The 15614-nt window shown below is 61.7% G+C and carries 19 protein-coding genes; 7 read left to right on the top strand and 12 right to left on the bottom strand.

Features of this window, described 5'->3' with window-relative positions:
• Positions 1-28: 28 nt before the first annotated feature.
• Both NKH49_RS20570 and NKH49_RS20565 read right to left on the bottom strand, forming a co-directional pair.
• A complete protein-coding gene (locus NKH49_RS20570; protein WP_352540234.1) occupies positions 29-508 on the bottom strand; it encodes a hypothetical protein in 480 nt (159 codons plus the stop codon).
• A 10-nt stretch (positions 509-518) separates the two neighbouring features.
• On the bottom strand, positions 519-845 hold the full coding sequence (locus NKH49_RS20565; protein WP_023678546.1) for an ElaB/YgaM/YqjD family protein: 327 nt from the start codon (positions 843-845) through the stop codon (positions 519-521).
• A 110-nt stretch (positions 846-955) separates the two neighbouring features.
• Here NKH49_RS20565 and NKH49_RS20560 point away from each other — a divergent pair, with 110 nt between their 5' ends.
• Positions 956-1453, top strand: a complete 498-nt coding sequence (locus NKH49_RS20560; protein ID WP_352927519.1) for a response regulator — start codon at positions 956-958, stop codon at positions 1451-1453.
• A gap of 29 nt (positions 1454-1482) precedes the next feature.
• On the opposite strand, the gene NKH49_RS20555 is transcribed toward NKH49_RS20560, so the two are convergent.
• Positions 1483-2034 carry a sigma-70 family RNA polymerase sigma factor gene (locus NKH49_RS20555; protein ID WP_023678544.1) on the bottom strand — a complete coding sequence of 184 codons (552 nt, stop codon included), beginning with the start codon at positions 2032-2034 and terminating at the stop codon, positions 1483-1485.
• 3 nt (positions 2035-2037) lie between these two features.
• Positions 2038-2241, bottom strand: coding sequence for a NepR family anti-sigma factor (locus tag NKH49_RS20550; protein ID WP_023678543.1), 204 nt, complete (start codon positions 2239-2241; stop codon positions 2038-2040).
• 217 nt (positions 2242-2458) lie between these two features.
• Between NKH49_RS20550 and NKH49_RS20545 the strand changes: the two genes are divergently transcribed.
• The 5 genes from NKH49_RS20545 to NKH49_RS20520 all read left to right on the top strand — a co-directional run bounded on the left by NKH49_RS20545 (position 2459) and on the right by NKH49_RS20520 (position 5763).
• Entirely contained in the window at positions 2459-3253 is a 795-nt protein-coding gene (locus NKH49_RS20545; RefSeq protein WP_352471123.1) for a response regulator, read from the top strand.
• A gap of 224 nt (positions 3254-3477) precedes the next feature.
• Positions 3478-3642, top strand: coding sequence for a DUF1328 domain-containing protein (locus NKH49_RS20540; protein ID WP_023678541.1), 165 nt, complete (start codon positions 3478-3480; stop codon positions 3640-3642).
• 191 nt (positions 3643-3833) lie between these two features.
• Complete coding sequence (locus NKH49_RS20535; protein WP_352613531.1) at positions 3834-4868, top strand: sensor histidine kinase; 1035 nt, start codon at positions 3834-3836, stop codon at positions 4866-4868.
• A 125-nt stretch (positions 4869-4993) separates the two neighbouring features.
• Complete coding sequence (locus NKH49_RS20530; protein ID WP_352613529.1) at positions 4994-5173, top strand: hypothetical protein; 180 nt, start codon at positions 4994-4996, stop codon at positions 5171-5173.
• Positions 5174-5517: 344 nt separating this feature from the next.
• Positions 5518-5763, top strand: a complete 246-nt coding sequence (locus NKH49_RS20520) for a YMGG-like glycine zipper-containing protein (RefSeq protein ID WP_006328050.1) — start codon at positions 5518-5520, stop codon at positions 5761-5763.
• 98 nt (positions 5764-5861) lie between these two features.
• Here NKH49_RS20520 and NKH49_RS20515 read toward each other — a convergent pair whose 3' ends face one another.
• From NKH49_RS20515 to xylF, 4 genes are all read right to left on the bottom strand, one after another.
• The gene (locus tag NKH49_RS20515) at positions 5862-7484 is read right to left on the bottom strand and encodes a CHASE domain-containing protein (RefSeq protein ID WP_352613527.1); all 1623 of its coding nucleotides are present in this window, start codon (positions 7482-7484) and stop codon (positions 5862-5864) included.
• Between the two features lie 129 nt (positions 7485-7613).
• The gene (locus tag NKH49_RS20510; protein WP_352613525.1) at positions 7614-8414 is read right to left on the bottom strand and encodes an ATP-binding cassette domain-containing protein; all 801 of its coding nucleotides are present in this window, start codon (positions 8412-8414) and stop codon (positions 7614-7616) included.
• A 15-nt stretch (positions 8415-8429) separates the two neighbouring features.
• Positions 8430-9794, bottom strand: coding sequence for a sugar ABC transporter permease (locus NKH49_RS20505; protein ID WP_352613523.1), 1365 nt, complete (start codon positions 9792-9794; stop codon positions 8430-8432).
• A 141-nt stretch (positions 9795-9935) separates the two neighbouring features.
• Entirely contained in the window at positions 9936-10976 is a 1041-nt protein-coding gene (gene xylF / locus NKH49_RS20500) for a D-xylose ABC transporter substrate-binding protein (RefSeq protein ID WP_352471128.1), read from the bottom strand.
• 286 nt (positions 10977-11262) lie between these two features.
• Here xylF and NKH49_RS20495 point away from each other — a divergent pair, with 286 nt between their 5' ends.
• Positions 11263-12507, top strand: coding sequence for an ROK family protein (locus NKH49_RS20495; protein WP_352451146.1), 1245 nt, complete (start codon positions 11263-11265; stop codon positions 12505-12507).
• Positions 12508-12516: 9 nt separating this feature from the next.
• Here NKH49_RS20495 and phoB read toward each other — a convergent pair whose 3' ends face one another.
• Genes phoB through pstA form a run of 4 tightly spaced genes read right to left on the bottom strand, consistent with a single transcriptional unit; the run spans position 12517 to position 15614 of the window.
• Complete coding sequence (phoB, locus tag NKH49_RS20490) at positions 12517-13206, bottom strand: phosphate regulon transcriptional regulator PhoB (RefSeq protein WP_031212149.1); 690 nt, start codon at positions 13204-13206, stop codon at positions 12517-12519.
• 16 nt (positions 13207-13222) lie between these two features.
• The gene (gene phoU, locus NKH49_RS20485) at positions 13223-13930 is read right to left on the bottom strand and encodes a phosphate signaling complex protein PhoU (protein WP_023678534.1); all 708 of its coding nucleotides are present in this window, start codon (positions 13928-13930) and stop codon (positions 13223-13225) included.
• A gap of 32 nt (positions 13931-13962) precedes the next feature.
• Positions 13963-14766, bottom strand: coding sequence for a phosphate ABC transporter ATP-binding protein PstB (gene pstB, locus NKH49_RS20480; protein ID WP_352451144.1), 804 nt, complete (start codon positions 14764-14766; stop codon positions 13963-13965).
• Positions 14763-15614 carry a phosphate ABC transporter permease PstA gene (gene pstA / locus NKH49_RS20475; RefSeq protein ID WP_352613520.1) on the bottom strand — a complete coding sequence of 284 codons (852 nt, stop codon included), beginning with the start codon at positions 15612-15614 and terminating at the stop codon, positions 14763-14765. The genes pstB and pstA overlap by 4 nt, the downstream gene beginning before the upstream one ends.

The raw sequence follows: 15614 nt of genomic DNA, 5'->3' as shown, positions 1-15614 counted from the left end.
ATCGTTTGCCCCGAACTATCCCTCCGAACTATTCACGTTTGCCGGTATCCGGATCATCGGAGCCGCGCTTCACGTTCTCGCGGTAGATGGCGTAGGCAGCGAGTGCTATCGCCGGGCCGAGAATCGCGCTCAGTCTGGCCTTTCCCGGGCCATCTTTGCCCTTGAGCAGCGCCGGCAGCACGGCGAGTGCCGCAGTGATGCCGATAGCCTTCATGTCAGCGTTGCGTCGCTTCGCCCGGCGCCTGGCGCGCGAGCCGGCCGACATCCGGTAGACGAGCAGGATGAGACCGGCGATTGCGAGAAAGCCGATCCCGAAGCTCAGGGAAGCTGCCATCGGCCCATAGCGGGCCGCCGTCCAGATATAGGCCGCCCCGACCAGGAAGCCGAGGCCGCACAGCGCTACGACCGCTGCGACCGAATAGACAATTGCAGCCACACGCGCGCGTTGCACCGCCGCAATGGTTTCGCCCGAGGCGAGGCCCGAGATCAGCGATGCAAGCATTCCCATGCGTGCAGAACTAGCGGCGCGCGAGAAGCGCGAAGAGGAACCCGACGCCGGCGGCGATCGCCAGCGACGTCACCGGCTTCTCGCGCATATGCGCTATCATCTGCGCCTCGATGTCCCTGGCGTTGCTGCGCAGGCTGTCGAAGGCTGCCTCGCCCTGGGTTCGCAACTGCTCGACGCTTTCGGCGGCGGCTCGCCGCGCTGCCCCGTAGCCATGTTCGCCAGTTTTGGCCAACAGCTTGGTAAGTTGGTCGATGTCGGCCTTCAGTTGTGCGATGTCGGCCTCAATATCGGAATTCGTGCGGGCTTCGTTCGCGGCCTTTCCTGCGGCAGTCGCCATTGCTTCACTCTCCATGCTTTTGCTCGGTCGAAACGCCCGACAGACCCCAAGGTTCCGGCACGAACCTCTTCTAACCCTATCTCCGGCAGCGCGCGTTGCAAATGCCTTGCATGGGCCGAGGCCGACGCATCCGCGCCAGCGCGTCTTTTTTAAATGACAGCATGCCAAATAACGATCATGACTTCCCCCGTTTCACGATCGAGACGAATTTAAGGAGATATTGCTGCGTGCGCGCATCACTCGACGGTTTGCGGATTCTTATCCTGGAAGATGAGTTCCTGATTGCCATGGATATCGAGCAGCTTTGCCGCGACTACGGCGCGCTCAATGTGGTCATCGCCCGTGATCTGACTGAGATCGAACAGCAAGACGTTGCCGCGCAGTTCGATGTGGCCATCGTCGACCTCATGCTGAGCGGCGTTTCGACGCTCCAATTTGCTTCGCGGCTGCGTCAAGCGGGCATCCCGTTCGTCTTTGCCTCGGGCTATTCGGATACGGACGAGATCAAGAAATCCTTTCCCGGCGTCAGACTGGTCACCAAGCCCTATTCGGGAGACGATCTCGTCGAGGCAGTGGCGGCGGCCTGCAGGCGAACGCATCTCCGCTGAGGCGCGGAGCGGTTCGAACACGCCGCGCTTCACGCAGCCGTCGACCCGGTTACCTGAGCCGAAATTGCGTCCGGGCCATACTCGTCTTCACCGGAGATCTTCAGAATTTCCTGCAGCCGTGTGCGGGCGCGGCTGACGCGGCTCTTGATCGTTCCGACGGCGCAGCCGCAGATCTCGGCCGCTTCCTCGTAGGAGAAGCCCGACGCGCCGATGAGGATAATGGCTTCGCGCTGGTCTTCTGGCAGCAATTCGAGCGCGCCGCGAAAGTCCTCGAGGTCAAGTTGGCCGTGCTGGGCCGGGTGAACGGCAAGCCTGGCCGTCATGACGCCATCGCTGTCCTGCACCTCGCGGCCGCGCTTGCGCATCTGCGAATAGAATTCGTTGCGCAAGATCGTGAACAGCCATGCCTTCAGATTGGTGCCGGGCTGGAAGCTTTCATGCTTGTCCCATGCCTTGACCAATGTTTCCTGCACCAGGTCGTCGGCCTTGTCGGCGTTTTGCGTCAGCGACACGGCAAAAGCCCGCAGGCTCGGGATCGAGCCGAGCAAGTCGGTCTTGAAGCCCTGGGAGACGGCCGCCATGCCTCAGTCCTTCTTTTGTACAGGTTCGGCTTTTTCCAACTGGCTGAGCAGTTGGGCGAAGCGATCCGGCACATTGTCGGAGACCAGCTCGTCGTAGTATTGTTTGAGTTTGCGGCCGATTTCCGAGTTCGGCCCAAGCGGGTCGCGGGAAGCAGCCCGGCGCCCGTTGCCAACGCCACCCATGGTAGCTTTCGTCATGTTCTTCATTTCGCCCTTTTGTCCCAGCCTTAAGCCGCCCTTCAACACATAACGCAAGGCAAGCGGCAGCCTCGTCTGGTTGCCCAACCCGCCCCTAAACGCCAGCCCATATATTTAGTTCCGCATGATCGGAACTTTTTCGCAGAACCCGCGTTTTTAACTCTGGGCTTGCGAACCGTTTTTTAGCTGTAACATGCAATCACGTCATATGAGGGAGACGTCCAATATGAGCCTATCAGCAACCATCGCTCCGCACCTGCCGTTCCTGCGTCGCTTCTCGCGCGCAGTATCCGGATCGCAGGAGAGCGGCGACGCGCTGGTCGCCGCAATGCTCGAGGCCATCATTGCCGATGTCGACATCTTTCCGAACGCATCGAACGACCGCATCGCGCTCTACAAGGTCTTTGCCAAGCTCTTCACCTCAGTGGCCATTCGCGTTCCGCAGGAGCATGCCCAGTCGGCATGGGAACAGCGTGCCGCGGCCAATCTGAATGCAATTGCGCCTCGCCCCCGCCAAGCCTTTCTGCTGGTGGCGGTCGAAGGCTTCAGCGAAGACGAGGCGGCGGAGATTCTCGACGTCGACGAACAGGAATTCTCCGAACTCCTCGCGCAGGCGAGCAACGAGATCTCCCGTCAGGTGGCAACCGACGTGCTGATCATCGAGGATGAGCCGCTGATCGCCATGGACATCGAGGAAATGGTCGAAAGCCTCGGCCACCGCGTCGTCGGAACGGCGCGCACCCACGCCGAGGCGGTGGCGATGTTCGGCAAGGCGCGGCCAAAGATGGTGCTTGCCGATATCCAGCTTGCCGACGGAAGTTCGGGCATAGCGGCCGTGAATGAGATCCTGTCGTCGACCTCGGTACCGGTGATCTTCATCACCGCGTTTCCCGAGCGCCTGCTCACCGGCGAGCGGCCGGAACCGGCTTTCCTGGTTACCAAGCCGTTCAATCCGGACATGGTCAAGGCTCTTATCAGCCAGGCCCTGTTCTTTGACCGGCACGCGAAAGCCGCGGCATGAACAGCGGGCGGCCGAACTGCGGTCGCCGAGACAGCCGCTCCCCAGGATCAAAGGGGCGTGACGCCGGCTCAATTCACTGGCAACCAACTGGGGCAACCAACTGGACCTTTCCACACACCGCGGCAATTCGGCCCTGAAGATTTTCAGCATCGTCTTTTTCGGAAAATGGTGGAACAAACGGAGGCGAATCACGTTTTCACCGCAGCATTGGAAGGAGATCGATCATGCTTTACTGGGCGCTCGTATTTCTCGTCGTGGCGATCATCGCCGGTGCGCTTGGTTTCGGCGGCATCGCTGGCACCTCGGCCGGCATAGCGCAGATATTGTTCTTCATCTTTCTCGCCTTCCTGATCATATCGCTTATTGCCGGCCTGATCAGACGAGCGTGAATGCCAAGCGGCCATTCAAGCGAACACTGGAAGCCGCACCCCTCAAACGGTTTCCAGCCACCGCCGGGCAGTGTCCTCCAACGGGATGCCGCTCGGCGGACCGCTTTTTAAGGTTTGATACGAACCTCCTCCTTTTGGAACCCATTTTTCCGCGAACCGTTCAGCCCGACATGGGTTGAGCAAATTGACCGATGCGTTCCAGAGTCGGAAAAATGAAAGACCGCAGCCAGAGTGATGAGATCATCGCTTTGCATCCCGCCGAAAGCGGGATGCAGCTTGGTCGGGCCCTTCTCCATGCACTGCACAATGCCGGGATTTCCGTCCTGTACCAGGATCGCGAGATGAAGACGGTGTGGGCGCGCAACATGCGCGCCCCCTGGACTTCCGATGCCTCCGACAACAACGGCATCTTGCCGCCGGCGCAGGCGGAGCGTATCGGCGCCGCCAAGCACGACGTCATCGTCTCCGGCAATCCTCAACATCTTGAGCTTAGCGTGCCGGCCGATGACGGCGCCCGCTGGTTTCAGGTGTGGATAGACGCCGACCGCAGCGAGACCGGCGCGGTGCAGGGCGTCGTGACCACCATGGTCGAAACAACCGAGCAGAAACGCCGGGAGCAGACGTTGAAGGCGCTGTTGCGCGAAGTCAGTCATCGCTCCAAGAACCTTTTGGCCATCATCCAGAGCATCGCCACCCAGACGGGCCGTTATTCCGGCAGCATTGACGATTTCCTGACGCGCTTCCGGGGCCGATTGCAGTCGCTGGCCTCGTCGCAGGATTTGGTTACGTCATCCAACTGGCGGGGAGCGGCGCTGCGCGAGCTGGTTTCCGGTCAGGTCGGCAGGTACGGCGCGGATCCCTTGCACAGCCTACGCTTCCGCGGCGCAAATCCATATCTCAACCCCAATGCCGCCTTGCACATCGGCTTGGCCATGCATGAGCTCGCCGTCAATTCGGTCAGCTATGGCGCACTGTCGCGCAGCGACGGTTTCGTCGAGGTGACGGCCGATCTGACGGCAGCTTCCGCTGGCGAGCCTGCGCTGTCGCTGACATGGGCCGAAGTGATCGGAGCCAACGACAATCAGCGCAGCGAGAAACGTTTTGGCAGCGTCGCGCTTGAACGCGTCGTGCCCACTTCATTGAATGGAACGGCGACACTCGAAATCACCGGGAACCGCCTCGAATACCGCCTTGTCGTTCCTCACGGCAATTTCGAGACGGATTAACGAGCGGCGGTCGTTGCGCGAAGGCTTGCTGCGCATCGCCATCTTTAACCGACTGTTCACCATAAAGTCCGATCCTGTCCGAACGCACCGATCCACCGGATTGAGTTTGGCACAAAATGAAGGGAATGGGGTCCTTGACGGCTACCGACTTGAACAGACTGGAACAGGCCGCTCGCGTCTCGATGGGCGGTTTTCAGGATCCCGACGCGTCCACAGCGCCCGCGCCTCGTGCTTCGCCCCTGCGCTTCGCCGCCGTCGCGCTTATGGCCGCGATCGTCCTGACCGCCGCGTCCCAACTGATCTGAATCGAACTCGCCTCTGCTTGATCGCTTTGAAACCACTGCCCGAGTGCTCGGCCGTGCCCGTTCGCGGTCACCGACCTGCAGGGCAGGCCCAACATGTCGTCGCCAGATGCCTTGCCGTCGACCGGCGCTCGGGGACGACTATGACAGGATCGTCTGGAACGTGCGTCCCAGCGGCACGCTCGATGCGTCCTTGGAGATTTCCGGGTTCGTGGTAGCATCAAACGGCGCACGCCCCGAAAAAGACTATCTTAATCAACAATGAAATCGTGCAGGCAAAGGCCGTACTTTCATGCTAAATGGCGGCTGGAGCTTATTAAAGTGAGGACAAAAGTGAGGATGACTCCATGCGGAAGATGATTATTGCCATGGTTGCCGTGGTTGCGGTCAGCGGCTGCACCACCACGGAAGAGAACGTGGGTATCGGCACTGTGGGCGGCGCGCTCATTGGTGGCGCTGTCGGCGGCGGCAAGGGCGCTTTGATCGGCGCCGGCGCTGGTGCGATTGGCGGTCTGCTCGTTCGCCGGCTGCAAAATGGCTACTGCCAATACAGAGATCGTCACGGCCGGATTTACACAGCTCGCTGCAACTAGTTTCGAGCTCCAGGCGAACAGCAAACGCGGAGGCAGGCCACCTGTCTCCGCGTTTGCTCTTTAAAGCGCTGTTGCGATGCGGCCCACGAGACGGCGTTTCAGGCCGGCAGCGGAACCTTGATTTCCACGTTCAAGCCATCTTCGCGAAAATCGCGCCTGATTGTGCCACGCAATTCGCGCGTGACGTTGAGATCGATCAGTCTGGTGCCAAAACCACTCTTTGCCGGTCTCTCAAGCTTCTTCTGACCGGCCTCGCGCCAGTTGAGAGCCAATGTCCGGGTGCCGCTACGGGCTTCGAGCGACCAGTCGACCTTCAGCGCACCGACTGAATTGCCGGCTTCGCCATGCTTCAGCGCATTCGTCGCCAGTTCGTGAAAGACGAGGCCGAGTGCCTGCGTCGTCTTTTCATCGAGAAGAATCTGCGGTCCCGACAGCAGCCCTTCAGGAAGCTCGCTGCCGAACACCTGGCCTAGCTCGATGCGCAGCAGGTCGCCGAGATCGGCTTTCTGCCAGCGTGAGCGCGTCAGCATGTCCTGGGAAGCCGCCATCGCCTGCAGCCGGGCCGAGAAAGAAGCCGAGAATTCCTGGACGTCGGTGGTGTGCGATGCTGTCTGGCGCGCGATTGCCAGCACCCGCGTGATCGAGTTCTTGATGCGATGCTTCATCTCCTGCAGCATCAGGTCTTTTTCCAGCAGGCTCTTTTCGGTCGTTTCGTGAAGCAGCGAGACCGCCTCATAGGCCCGCTCCTGATAGCGGGCCACCAGCGCGATGGCGCCCGCAAGCAGCAGTCCGAACAATCCGAGCATCACCGGGATGGCGCGCGAGGAAGGTTGCGAGAAAGCACTTGTCGGCCTGAACAGGACGACCCACGACCGGCCGGCGACGGTGACCTTGCGGGTGACCAGCAGCCTGTCGCCGAGGCTCGAAACAGGCGGCGTTTCCGATTGGAACAGCAGGTTGTCGCTGTCCACCGTGCCGTCATAGATCTCGGTGTTGACCGGCAGCAATGGTGCCCGGCTGAGCGCAGCCTGGAACAGATCACGGGCGCGGAAGGCCGCATAAAGGAAGCCGGCAGTCGAGGATCTCGTCGCGTTCACGGCGTCCGGCGCGGTTTCGACATTGAGCCGGACGAAGACGAGGAACCCGGTAAAGGTCTGCGCGGCACCCGTATCCTTGCCGAACTGCACGAGCCCGCTGGCGTGCTGCTGGTCGTCGGCCATCGCCTTTTCGATCGCCTCGCGCCGCGCCGGCCCGGTGAACATGTCGTAGCCGATGCTGGATTTGTTGGACGGATCCAGCGGTTCGAACAGCACGATGGGCGTACGCCACGGTAAGTTCGTGTCGGGATAGATCGGATGGCTTGCGCCGTGATCGTGCAGGATGTCGCGCTCGACCGCCGCCTCGTTGCCAGTTTTCGCCAGGCGGAGGAAACCGATGCCGCGCAGGCCGGCGAAATTATTGTCGACGTCGAGCGCGTTGAAGAAAGCCTTGAACTCGCCCTGCGAGATACCGCCATTGCGTGCGTCGAACAGCGCCCGGGTCGAACGCAGCAGCGACAGGTCCAGGTCGATGCGGCTTTCGATCCGGTTAAGCGCGTCGTCTGCCGTCGCCTCGAATTTAATGCGGGCCGCCTCCTGGGTGGCAAAATAGGCAAAACCCGCCATCGTCAGGCTGATCAGCGCGACGGCGATAAAAGCGACGGTCGGAAAAAGCTTCTTCAATTGCTGATACGTCCCGTGGACGGTTCGGCATCTTTATGGGCAAGTCCTGACGCCAACACAATGGCGAGGCCAAAGCATGGTGACGGCTGGCACATTTTGGCGGCGTGTGATTAGCCGGCTAATTCTCGTTCATGCGGCGATCTTCAGCGCGCCCGGCCCCGGAATGGCGCCGGGTGGGCACTTGCCGAGGATGATCATGCCGAGCACCTCGTCCTGGGTGACGTCGGTTGTGCGCGCCGTTCCGACAACCCGACCGTTCTTCATGACGCAGACACGGTCGGCAAGCTCGAACACGTCGTGAATATCATGGCTGATCAGGAAGATGCCGATGCCGTCGGCCTTGAGCTGCCTGACCAGTTCGCCGACCTGCGCCGTCTCTTGCGGCCCGAGTGCAGCCGTCGGCTCGTCCATGATCAGGATGCGAGCATTGAACAGGATGGCGCGGGCGATCGCCACTGACTGCCGCTGGCCGCCCGAAAGCTTTACCACCGGCTCCTTGAAGCGTTGGAAACGCGGATTGAGCCTGCCCATCACTTTGCGCGCCTCGGCCTCCATGGCGACGTCGTCGAGCGTTCCCCAGCCGGTCATCAGCTCGCGGCCGAGAAACAGGTTGGCGGCCGCATCGACATTGTCGGCCAGCGCCAGCGTCTGGTAGATCGTCTCGATGCCGTACTTCTTGGCGTCGCGGGGATTGGAGATCGAAGCCTCCTCGCCGTTGACCAAAATCTGGCCCGCATCGCGCTTGTAGGCGCCGGACAGGATTTTTATCAACGTCGATTTGCCGGCACCGTTGTGACCGAGCAAAGCCATCACCTCGCCCGGGAAAAGGTCGACAGAGGCATCGTCGACGGCGCGAATGCCGCCGAAAGCGATGGAGATGTTGCGCATGTCGATCAGCGGCGTGCCCGTGGGAGCGGTTTTGTCTGCCATGATCGTTCCTCCTCCCTAAACGCGTTTGCGATAGACGGTATCGAGCCACACCGCGAGCACCAGCACGGCGCCGACAACGATGCTCTGCAGCGGTGAATCGATGCCGAGCAGCACCATGCCGGACTGCAGCGACTGCATCAAAAGCGCGCCGAGCATGGCGCCGAGCACTGTGCCGGAGCCGCCGGCGAGCGACGTGCCGCCGATCACCGCCGCCGCGATGACCAGGAGCTCGTCCAGCGTGCCCAGCGCATTGGTCGACGAGTTCTGCCTGGCTGACGAGATCGCTGCGGCGATCGTCGCCAGCACGCCCATGATCATGAACACCTTCATGGTCACCCAGCGCGTGTTGATACCGGCAAGGTTGGCTGCTTCCGGATTGCCGCCGATGGCGAAGACATAGCGGCCGAAACGGGTACGCTTGGCGATGAAGGTCATGATCAGCCCTACGGCTACAGCCATCAGCACGGGTATGGCGATGCCATGGGCGATGAACAGCCCGCCTTCGGGAACGGTTATATTGTTGGCCGCCGCATATCTGTTCACGATGCCGACCGGCCAAGGATAGGAATTGGCAAGCCATATGGCGCCCACGATGACAAGGCAAGTGACGGCCCCGAGGAACGTCTCGGCCCAGATCGGGCGTAACGGGAAGCGGAACCGCTTGCGCTGCACCCGCCCGTTGAGCAGCATGAACACAACCGCCAGGCACGCGACAATTCCGACGATCCAGCTCCATCGCGCGCCGATCGAACCCGTCGGTCCGCCGCCCATCAGCTGGAAAGTGGCATCCAGCGGCGCAATCGTCTGCCCACTGACGACCCACCATGCGGCACCCCGCCAGACCAGAAGGCCGCCCAGCGTCACGATGAAGGCCGGCACCTCGAGATAAGCGATGATGTATCCCTGGAACGCTCCGATCAGAAGGCCAAGCGCCAGGCCGATGGCCAGTGCCAGGATCCAGATCCAGGGATTGCCTAATTGCAGACCGATCATTCGCACCAGGAAATGCACCTGCGCAAAGCCCATGACCACGCCGATCAGACCTTCGGCGGAACCGACCGACAGGTCGATATTGCGCATGACGATAACCAGCACCATTCCGGCGGCCATTATGGCCACGGCGGAAGTCTGCACCGACAGGTTCCAGAGATTGCGTGGCGTCAGGAAGGTCCGGCTGTCGAAGTCGAACGGATTGACGCCGAGCCGTACGCTGGAAATGACATGCAGGCCGACCCAGATGACCAGCAGCGCGCCGACCATGCCGAGCATGCGCGTGTCGAGTTCGGTTGCCTTGAGAAATCGGGCAACGATGCCGAGCTCGGATTCCCGTGCCCGGTCTGCCGTGCTGTCGACCGGCGTGTTGGACGTCGTGTCGGTCATGATGTTTCTCCCGCCGGGTTGCCGTCTGCCGCGGATGCCGGAAGCAGCCTAGAAGTTATCCGCCGGAAGCGGAAAAACAACTTTTGTTGAAAAACGCCGCGGCGAGCGGCCGCGGCGTTCGGACTTCTCGGAAACGTCGGCTCAGTTGCAGACTGCAACAGTGCCAGCCGTCACGCCGGCGCAGACCTCTTCTTTCTTGATCCAGCCGGCGTCGATGACGACGTTGAGGTTGTCCTTGGTGATGGCGACCGGGGTCAGGAACAGCGACTTGACGGCATTGCCGCCGGGCGTGGTGAAATCCTTCACGCCGGCAATGTCGGTCATCTGCTTGCCGTCGGCCAGCTGCGAGGCGATCTCGGCGGCATTCTTGCCGAGCTCGCGCGCATCCTTCCACACCGACACGGTCTGTGTGCCGAGCGCGATGCGGTTCAGCGCGGCGTGGTCGCCGTCCTGGCCCGAAACCGGAACCGATCCGGCCAGCCCTTGCGCTGTCAGCGCGGCGACGACGCCGCCGGCAGTGCCGTCATTGGCCGCGACCACGGCATCGACCTTGTTGTCGTTGGCGGTCAGGAACTGTTCCATGTTCTTCTGAGCGTTGGCCGGCAGCCAGCCGTCCGTATAGGCCTCGCCAACATTCTTGATCTTGCCGCTGTCTATTGCCGCCTTCAGCACCTCCATCGAACCGGCAAACAGGAAATCGGCATTCGGATCGGAACCCGAACCCTTGATGAAGACGTAGTTGCCTTCCGGCTTCACCTTGAAGACTTCCCGGGCCTGCATGCGGCCGACTTCCTTGTTGTCGAAGGTCAGATAGAACACGTCCTTGTTCTCGATCAGCCGGTCATAGCCGACGACCGGGATGCCTTCGTCCAGTGCCTTCTGCACGGCCGGCCCGATGGCCGAGGCGTCCTGCGCCAGGATGATCAGTGCGTTGGCGCCCTGCGAGATCAGGCTCTCGACGTCGGTGAGCTGCTTGCCGGGGTTGGACTGTGCGTCGGCGGAAATATACTTGTCGCCTGCGGCCTCGATGGCCGCCTTCATTGCGGCCTCGTCGGTCTTCCAGCGCTCTTCCTGGAAGTTCGACCAGGAAACGCCGATGACCTTGTCTTTAGCCTGCGCCACCGACGCCAGCGCCAGCGTCATGGCGACACCCGCCAGAATGGCGGTCGTGAATTTCTTCATCATATCCTCCCTGCGCCGCGTACGGCGTGACCAATTGGCTCAAAGACCAGCTTAGAAGCTCTAATTTTTTCGAGCCTCGAAAAAATACTGGCCCGATCTCCGGCTGCTGTCAACATCGATTCTGATGGATTTTGATGACTCTGCGAGTTTTTTCGAGCGTCGGAATAAACGATGACAGCGCCACCTGCATCTGACACTATTTGCCTGCATCCGACACTATTTGTCGGACATTACCGACGGCTTCCGGTTCATGAGCGGCCGCGGCAACCGGGAGGAAAGCAAAACAATGTCGGTCGGAATCCGCCATGACGATTTGCGCCGGCGCAACCGGGCGATGGTGATCTCGGCGGTGCGCCGGGCCGGCCAGCCATCGCGTACTGAGATCGCAGCTACCACCGGCCTCAGTCATTCGACCATATCGGCGATCTCTTCCGACCTGATACGGGAAGGCATCCTCGCCGAGAGCAAGGCAAGTGAGCCCGTTTCGTTGAAACGCGGTCGTCCGCAGGTCGGCCTCGCCCTCAATCCGGAAGCGGCGGCGGTGCTGACCGTGGTGTTGTCGCTGAATTTCCTGTCGGCCGCCATTATCGACTATACGGGACAGGTGGTCGCCGAGGAACAGCGCCGGCTGGACACGCTGACCATGCCGCGCGACGAGCTGATCCGTGAATGCATGGCCATCGTCCGGCGCCGGCTGCAGGATCCAGACCTTGACGTCCGCAGTGTCGCCCGCATCGCCCTGGCGATTCAGGGCATTACCGACTCCCCTGCACGCGCCATGCTGTGGTCGCCGATCACGCCGCAGACCGACATCGCCTTTGCCGACATGCTGGAGGGCGAATTCGGCATCCCGGCAACGGTGGAGAACGACTGCAACATGATGGCGGTGGCTTTGCGCTGGCGCAATCCGGATCGCTATCGCGACGACTTCATCGCCATCCTGCTTTCGCATGGCATCGGCATGGGGCTGGTGCTGAAGGGCGAACTGTTCACCGGGACGCATTCCTCGGGCGGCGAATTTGGCCACATGATCCATCGTCCGGGCGGCGCGCTCTGCCGTTGCGGGCGGCGCGGCTGCATCGAGGCGTATGCCGGCAACTACGCCATCTGGCGCAACGCCAGGCAGATGAGCGAAGACAGCGAACCGGTCGCCGACGTCAGCGACGCCGACATGCGAGCACTGGCGGCCCGGGCGCGCGAGAAAGATGGGCCGGAACGCGAGGCCTACCGCAAGGCCGGCGAAGCGCTGGGTTTCGGTCTCGGCTCGCTGTTCGCGCTGATCGATCCGGCACCGGTCGCGATGGTCGGCGCCAGTGCCGCCGCCTTCGATCTGATCGAGCCGGCCTTGCGGAAGGCAATCGCCCAGACCGCCGGCGGCCAGCATTCAGGCTCGATCTCCTTCGATACAGAGCCGAACGAATTGCCGCTGATCCGCGAAGGCTGCGCGATGCGGGCGTTAAGCTTCGTCGACCAGGAGATTTTCGCGCCGGGCGCGCAAATGAGGCCCAGCGTCAGAAAGAACGTAGCCTGACCAGGCGGGTCAATCTTCCCTGATCGCATAGCCGGCGCCGCGGATGGTGCGGATGACATCCGGCATCCGGCCGTTGTTGACGGCTTTGCGCAGCCGCCCGACATGCACGTCGACGGTGCGTTCGTCGATGTAGATTGTCTCCCCCCAGACATTATCGAGTAACTGGCTGCGCGAGAAGACACGGCCCGGATGCCGCATCATGAACTCGAGCAGCCGGAATTCGGTCGGCCCGAGCCTGATTTCGCTCTTCTTGCGATAGACCCTGTGCGATTCGCGATCGAGCACGATGTCGCCGACCTTCAGCACGCTGGACAGCACTTCCGGCTTGGCGCGCCGCAGCAGCGCCTTGACCCTGGCCATGAATTCCGGTGTCGAAAACGGCTTGACCAGATAGTCGTCGGCGCCGGTCGAAAGACCGCGCACCCGGTCGCTCTCCTCGCCGCGCGCGGTCAGCATGATGATCGGCAGCCGCTCGGTTTCGGGGCGCACCCGCAACCGACGACAGAGCTCGATGCCGGAAACCGCTGGTATCATCCAGTCGAGCACCAAAAGGTCGGGCACATTCTCCTGCAAACGGATCTCGGCTTCGTCGCCGCGTGTCACCACCTCGACCTGGTAGCCTTCGGATTCGAGATTGTAGCGGAGCAGCACACCCAACGGCTCCTCGTCCTCCACCACCATTATGCGTGGTGCGATCATCGGCTGGGCACCCCCATCATGTCACCGGTGCGGACATTGTCGTTTCGTCCTGCTTCGGACGATTGACCGGCAATTGCTCGCCGGTCAGCACATAATACGCATTTTCGGCGATGTTGGTGACATGGTCGCCGATCCGCTCCAGATTCTTGGCGCAGAACAGCAGGTGCGTGCAAGCGGTGATGTTGCGCGGATCTTCCATCATGTAGGTCAACAGCTCGCGGAACACGGACGTGTATTTGACGTCGATGCGCTCGTCGGCGGCACGAAGCTTGGCCAACGCGGCCGCATCGCCTGCAGCATATTCCTCGATGACACCCTGCACCTGGATGAGAACCAGCTGCGCCATCGCGTCGATGGAATGCGACAGGTCCCGCGGCGTGGCGCTGAGGCCGACCGCACTCACGCGCTTGGCGATATTCTTGGCAAGGTCGCCGATGCGTTCGAGGTCGCCCGCCATGCGGATCGCTCCGACCACATGGCGAAGATCGTGGGCCATCGGCTGGCGTTTGGCGATCAGGGTGATGGCGCGGTCGTCCAGTTCGCGTTGACGCGCATCCATGATGGCGTCGTCGGAAACGACGCGTTGCGCCAGCACGTTGTCGGAATTCAACAGCGCCTTGGTCGCCCCGCCGACCATCGAACCGGCGAGGTCGGCCATGTCGCGGATCAGCTTGCTGATCTGCTCGAGATCCTCGTCGAAAGAAGCGACTGTGTGTTCGCCCATGGTCCTGTCCTCATATGCATGATCGGAACGGCTCAGCCGAAGCGGCCAGTGATGTAGTCCTGCGTGCGCTTCTCGCGGGGCGACGTGAAGATCTTCTCGGTCCGGTCGAACTCGACCAGTTCACCCAGATACATGAAGGCCGTCTGGCGCGACACGCGCGCCGCCTGCTGCATGTTGTGGGTGACGATGACGATCGTGTAGTCGGCTTGCAATTCGTCGATCAGTTCCTCGATCTTGGCAGTCGACAGCGGGTCGAGGGCCGAAGCCGGTTCGTCGAGCAGAATGACTTCCGGCTTCACGGCCACGGTGCGGGCGATACAGAGCCGCTGCTGCTGGCCGCCGGATAGGCTCAAGCCGCTGGCGTTGAGCTTGTCCTTGACCTCGCTCCACAGCGCGGCGCGCTTCAACGCCTGTTCGACGCGGCCGTCCATCTCGGACTTGCCGAGGTTCTCGTAGAGCCTGACGCCGAAGGCGATGTTCTCGTAGATCGACATCGGGAAGGGCGTCGGCTTCTGGAACACCATGCCGATCTTGGTCCTGAGGAGGTTGAGATCCTGCGACCGGTCGAGAATGTTCTTGCCGTCGAGCAGCACCTGGCCCTCGGCCGTCTGTTTTGGGTAGAGCTCATAGATGCGGTTGAACACACGCAGCAGCGTCGATTTCCCGCAGCCCGAAGGGCCGATGAAGGCCGTGACACTGCGCTCGGGCAGCGACAGGCTGATGTCCTTCAGCGCCTTGCTCTGGCCGTAGTAGAAGTTGAGATTCTTGACCTCGATCTTCGTCTTCTCGGCGACCGTTTCGGCCATCGTCATGTCTGGGGACAACATCTGTGTCATCTGTCCTCTCTGCGTCCGGTAAGGCTGCGGGCGAGGATGCTCAAGCCCAGAACCGTCAGGGTGATTATGAGTGCGCCGGTCCACGCCAGTTGCTGCCATTCCTCGTAAGGGCTGAGAGCGAACTGGAAGATGGTCACCGGCAGGCTGGCCATCGGCGCGTTGATATTGCTGCTCCAGAACTGGTTATTGAGCGCGGTGAAGAGCAGCGGCGCCGTCTCGCCGGAAATGCGTGCTATCGCCAGCAATATGCCGGTGACGATGCCGGACAATGCGGCGCGGTAGGCGACCGAACGGATCACCACCCAGCGCGGCGCGCCGATCGCGGCACCGGCTTCACGCAACGCGTTCGGCACCAGGTTGAGCATGTCTTCAGTGGTGCGCACGACCACCGGAATGACCAGGATGGCAAGCGCAACGGCGCCGGCAATGGCCGAGAAATGTCCCATTGGCCGCACCATCAGCTCATAGACAAACAAGCCTATGATGATCGACGGCGCCGACAACAGGATGTCGTTGATGAAGCGGACGACGGTGGTGATGCGCGAAAAGCGTCCATACTCGGCCATGTAGGTTCCCGCCAGCACGCCGATCGGCGTGCCGACGACAACGGCGATGATCGTCATCAGCAGGCTGCCCGTGATGGCATTGAGCAAGCCGCCGGCCTCGCCCGGTGGTGGCGTCATCTCGGTGAAGACCGCGAGCGAAAGCCCGGCTGTGCCCTTATAGACCAGTGCGCCGAGAATGAGCGCCAGCCAGGCAAGCCCGATGCCGGCGGCGACGACGCAAAGCGCCATCATCACCGAATTCCTGGCTTTGCGGCGGCTGTGGAGCGATGAGGATGTCGACAT

Origin of the sequence: Mesorhizobium sp. M1088, from assembly GCF_040318575.1 — a bacterium.
Lineage (GTDB): Bacteria > Pseudomonadota > Alphaproteobacteria > Rhizobiales > Rhizobiaceae > Mesorhizobium.
Note: the sequence above shows the minus strand (reverse complement) of the source record. Positions and strands in the feature narration are given on the sequence as shown.

Coding starts and splice junctions, on each gene's coding strand:
- NKH49_RS20565 (WP_023678546.1), bottom strand. CDS start 845: ATGGCGACTGCCGCAGGAAAGGCCGCGAACGAAGCCCGCACGAATTCC.
- NKH49_RS20570 (WP_352540234.1), bottom strand. CDS start 508: ATGGGAATGCTTGCATCGCTGATCTCGGGCCTCGCCTCGGGCGAAACC.
- phoU (WP_023678534.1), bottom strand. CDS start 13,930: ATGGGCGAACACACAGTCGCTTCTTTCGACGAGGATCTCGAGCAGATC.
- NKH49_RS20495 (WP_352451146.1), top strand. CDS start 11,263: ATGTCGGTCGGAATCCGCCATGACGATTTGCGCCGGCGCAACCGGGCG.
- NKH49_RS20535 (WP_352613531.1), top strand. CDS start 3,834: ATGCGTTCCAGAGTCGGAAAAATGAAAGACCGCAGCCAGAGTGATGAG.
- xylF (WP_352471128.1), bottom strand. CDS start 10,976: ATGAAGAAATTCACGACCGCCATTCTGGCGGGTGTCGCCATGACGCTG.
- NKH49_RS20555 (WP_023678544.1), bottom strand. CDS start 2,034: ATGGCGGCCGTCTCCCAGGGCTTCAAGACCGACTTGCTCGGCTCGATC.
- NKH49_RS20560 (WP_352927519.1), top strand. CDS start 956: ATGGGCCGAGGCCGACGCATCCGCGCCAGCGCGTCTTTTTTAAATGAC.
- NKH49_RS20550 (WP_023678543.1), bottom strand. CDS start 2,241: ATGAAGAACATGACGAAAGCTACCATGGGTGGCGTTGGCAACGGGCGC.
- NKH49_RS20520 (WP_006328050.1), top strand. CDS start 5,518: ATGCGGAAGATGATTATTGCCATGGTTGCCGTGGTTGCGGTCAGCGGC.
- pstA (WP_352613520.1), bottom strand. CDS start 15,614: ATGTCGACATCCTCATCGCTCCACAGCCGCCGCAAAGCCAGGAATTCG.
- NKH49_RS20545 (WP_352471123.1), top strand. CDS start 2,459: ATGAGCCTATCAGCAACCATCGCTCCGCACCTGCCGTTCCTGCGTCGC.
- pstB (WP_352451144.1), bottom strand. CDS start 14,766: ATGACACAGATGTTGTCCCCAGACATGACGATGGCCGAAACGGTCGCC.
- NKH49_RS20540 (WP_023678541.1), top strand. CDS start 3,478: ATGCTTTACTGGGCGCTCGTATTTCTCGTCGTGGCGATCATCGCCGGT.
- NKH49_RS20510 (WP_352613525.1), bottom strand. CDS start 8,414: ATGGCAGACAAAACCGCTCCCACGGGCACGCCGCTGATCGACATGCGC.
- NKH49_RS20530 (WP_352613529.1), top strand. CDS start 4,994: ATGGGGTCCTTGACGGCTACCGACTTGAACAGACTGGAACAGGCCGCT.
- NKH49_RS20505 (WP_352613523.1), bottom strand. CDS start 9,794: ATGACCGACACGACGTCCAACACGCCGGTCGACAGCACGGCAGACCGG.
- phoB (WP_031212149.1), bottom strand. CDS start 13,206: ATGATCGCACCACGCATAATGGTGGTGGAGGACGAGGAGCCGTTGGGT.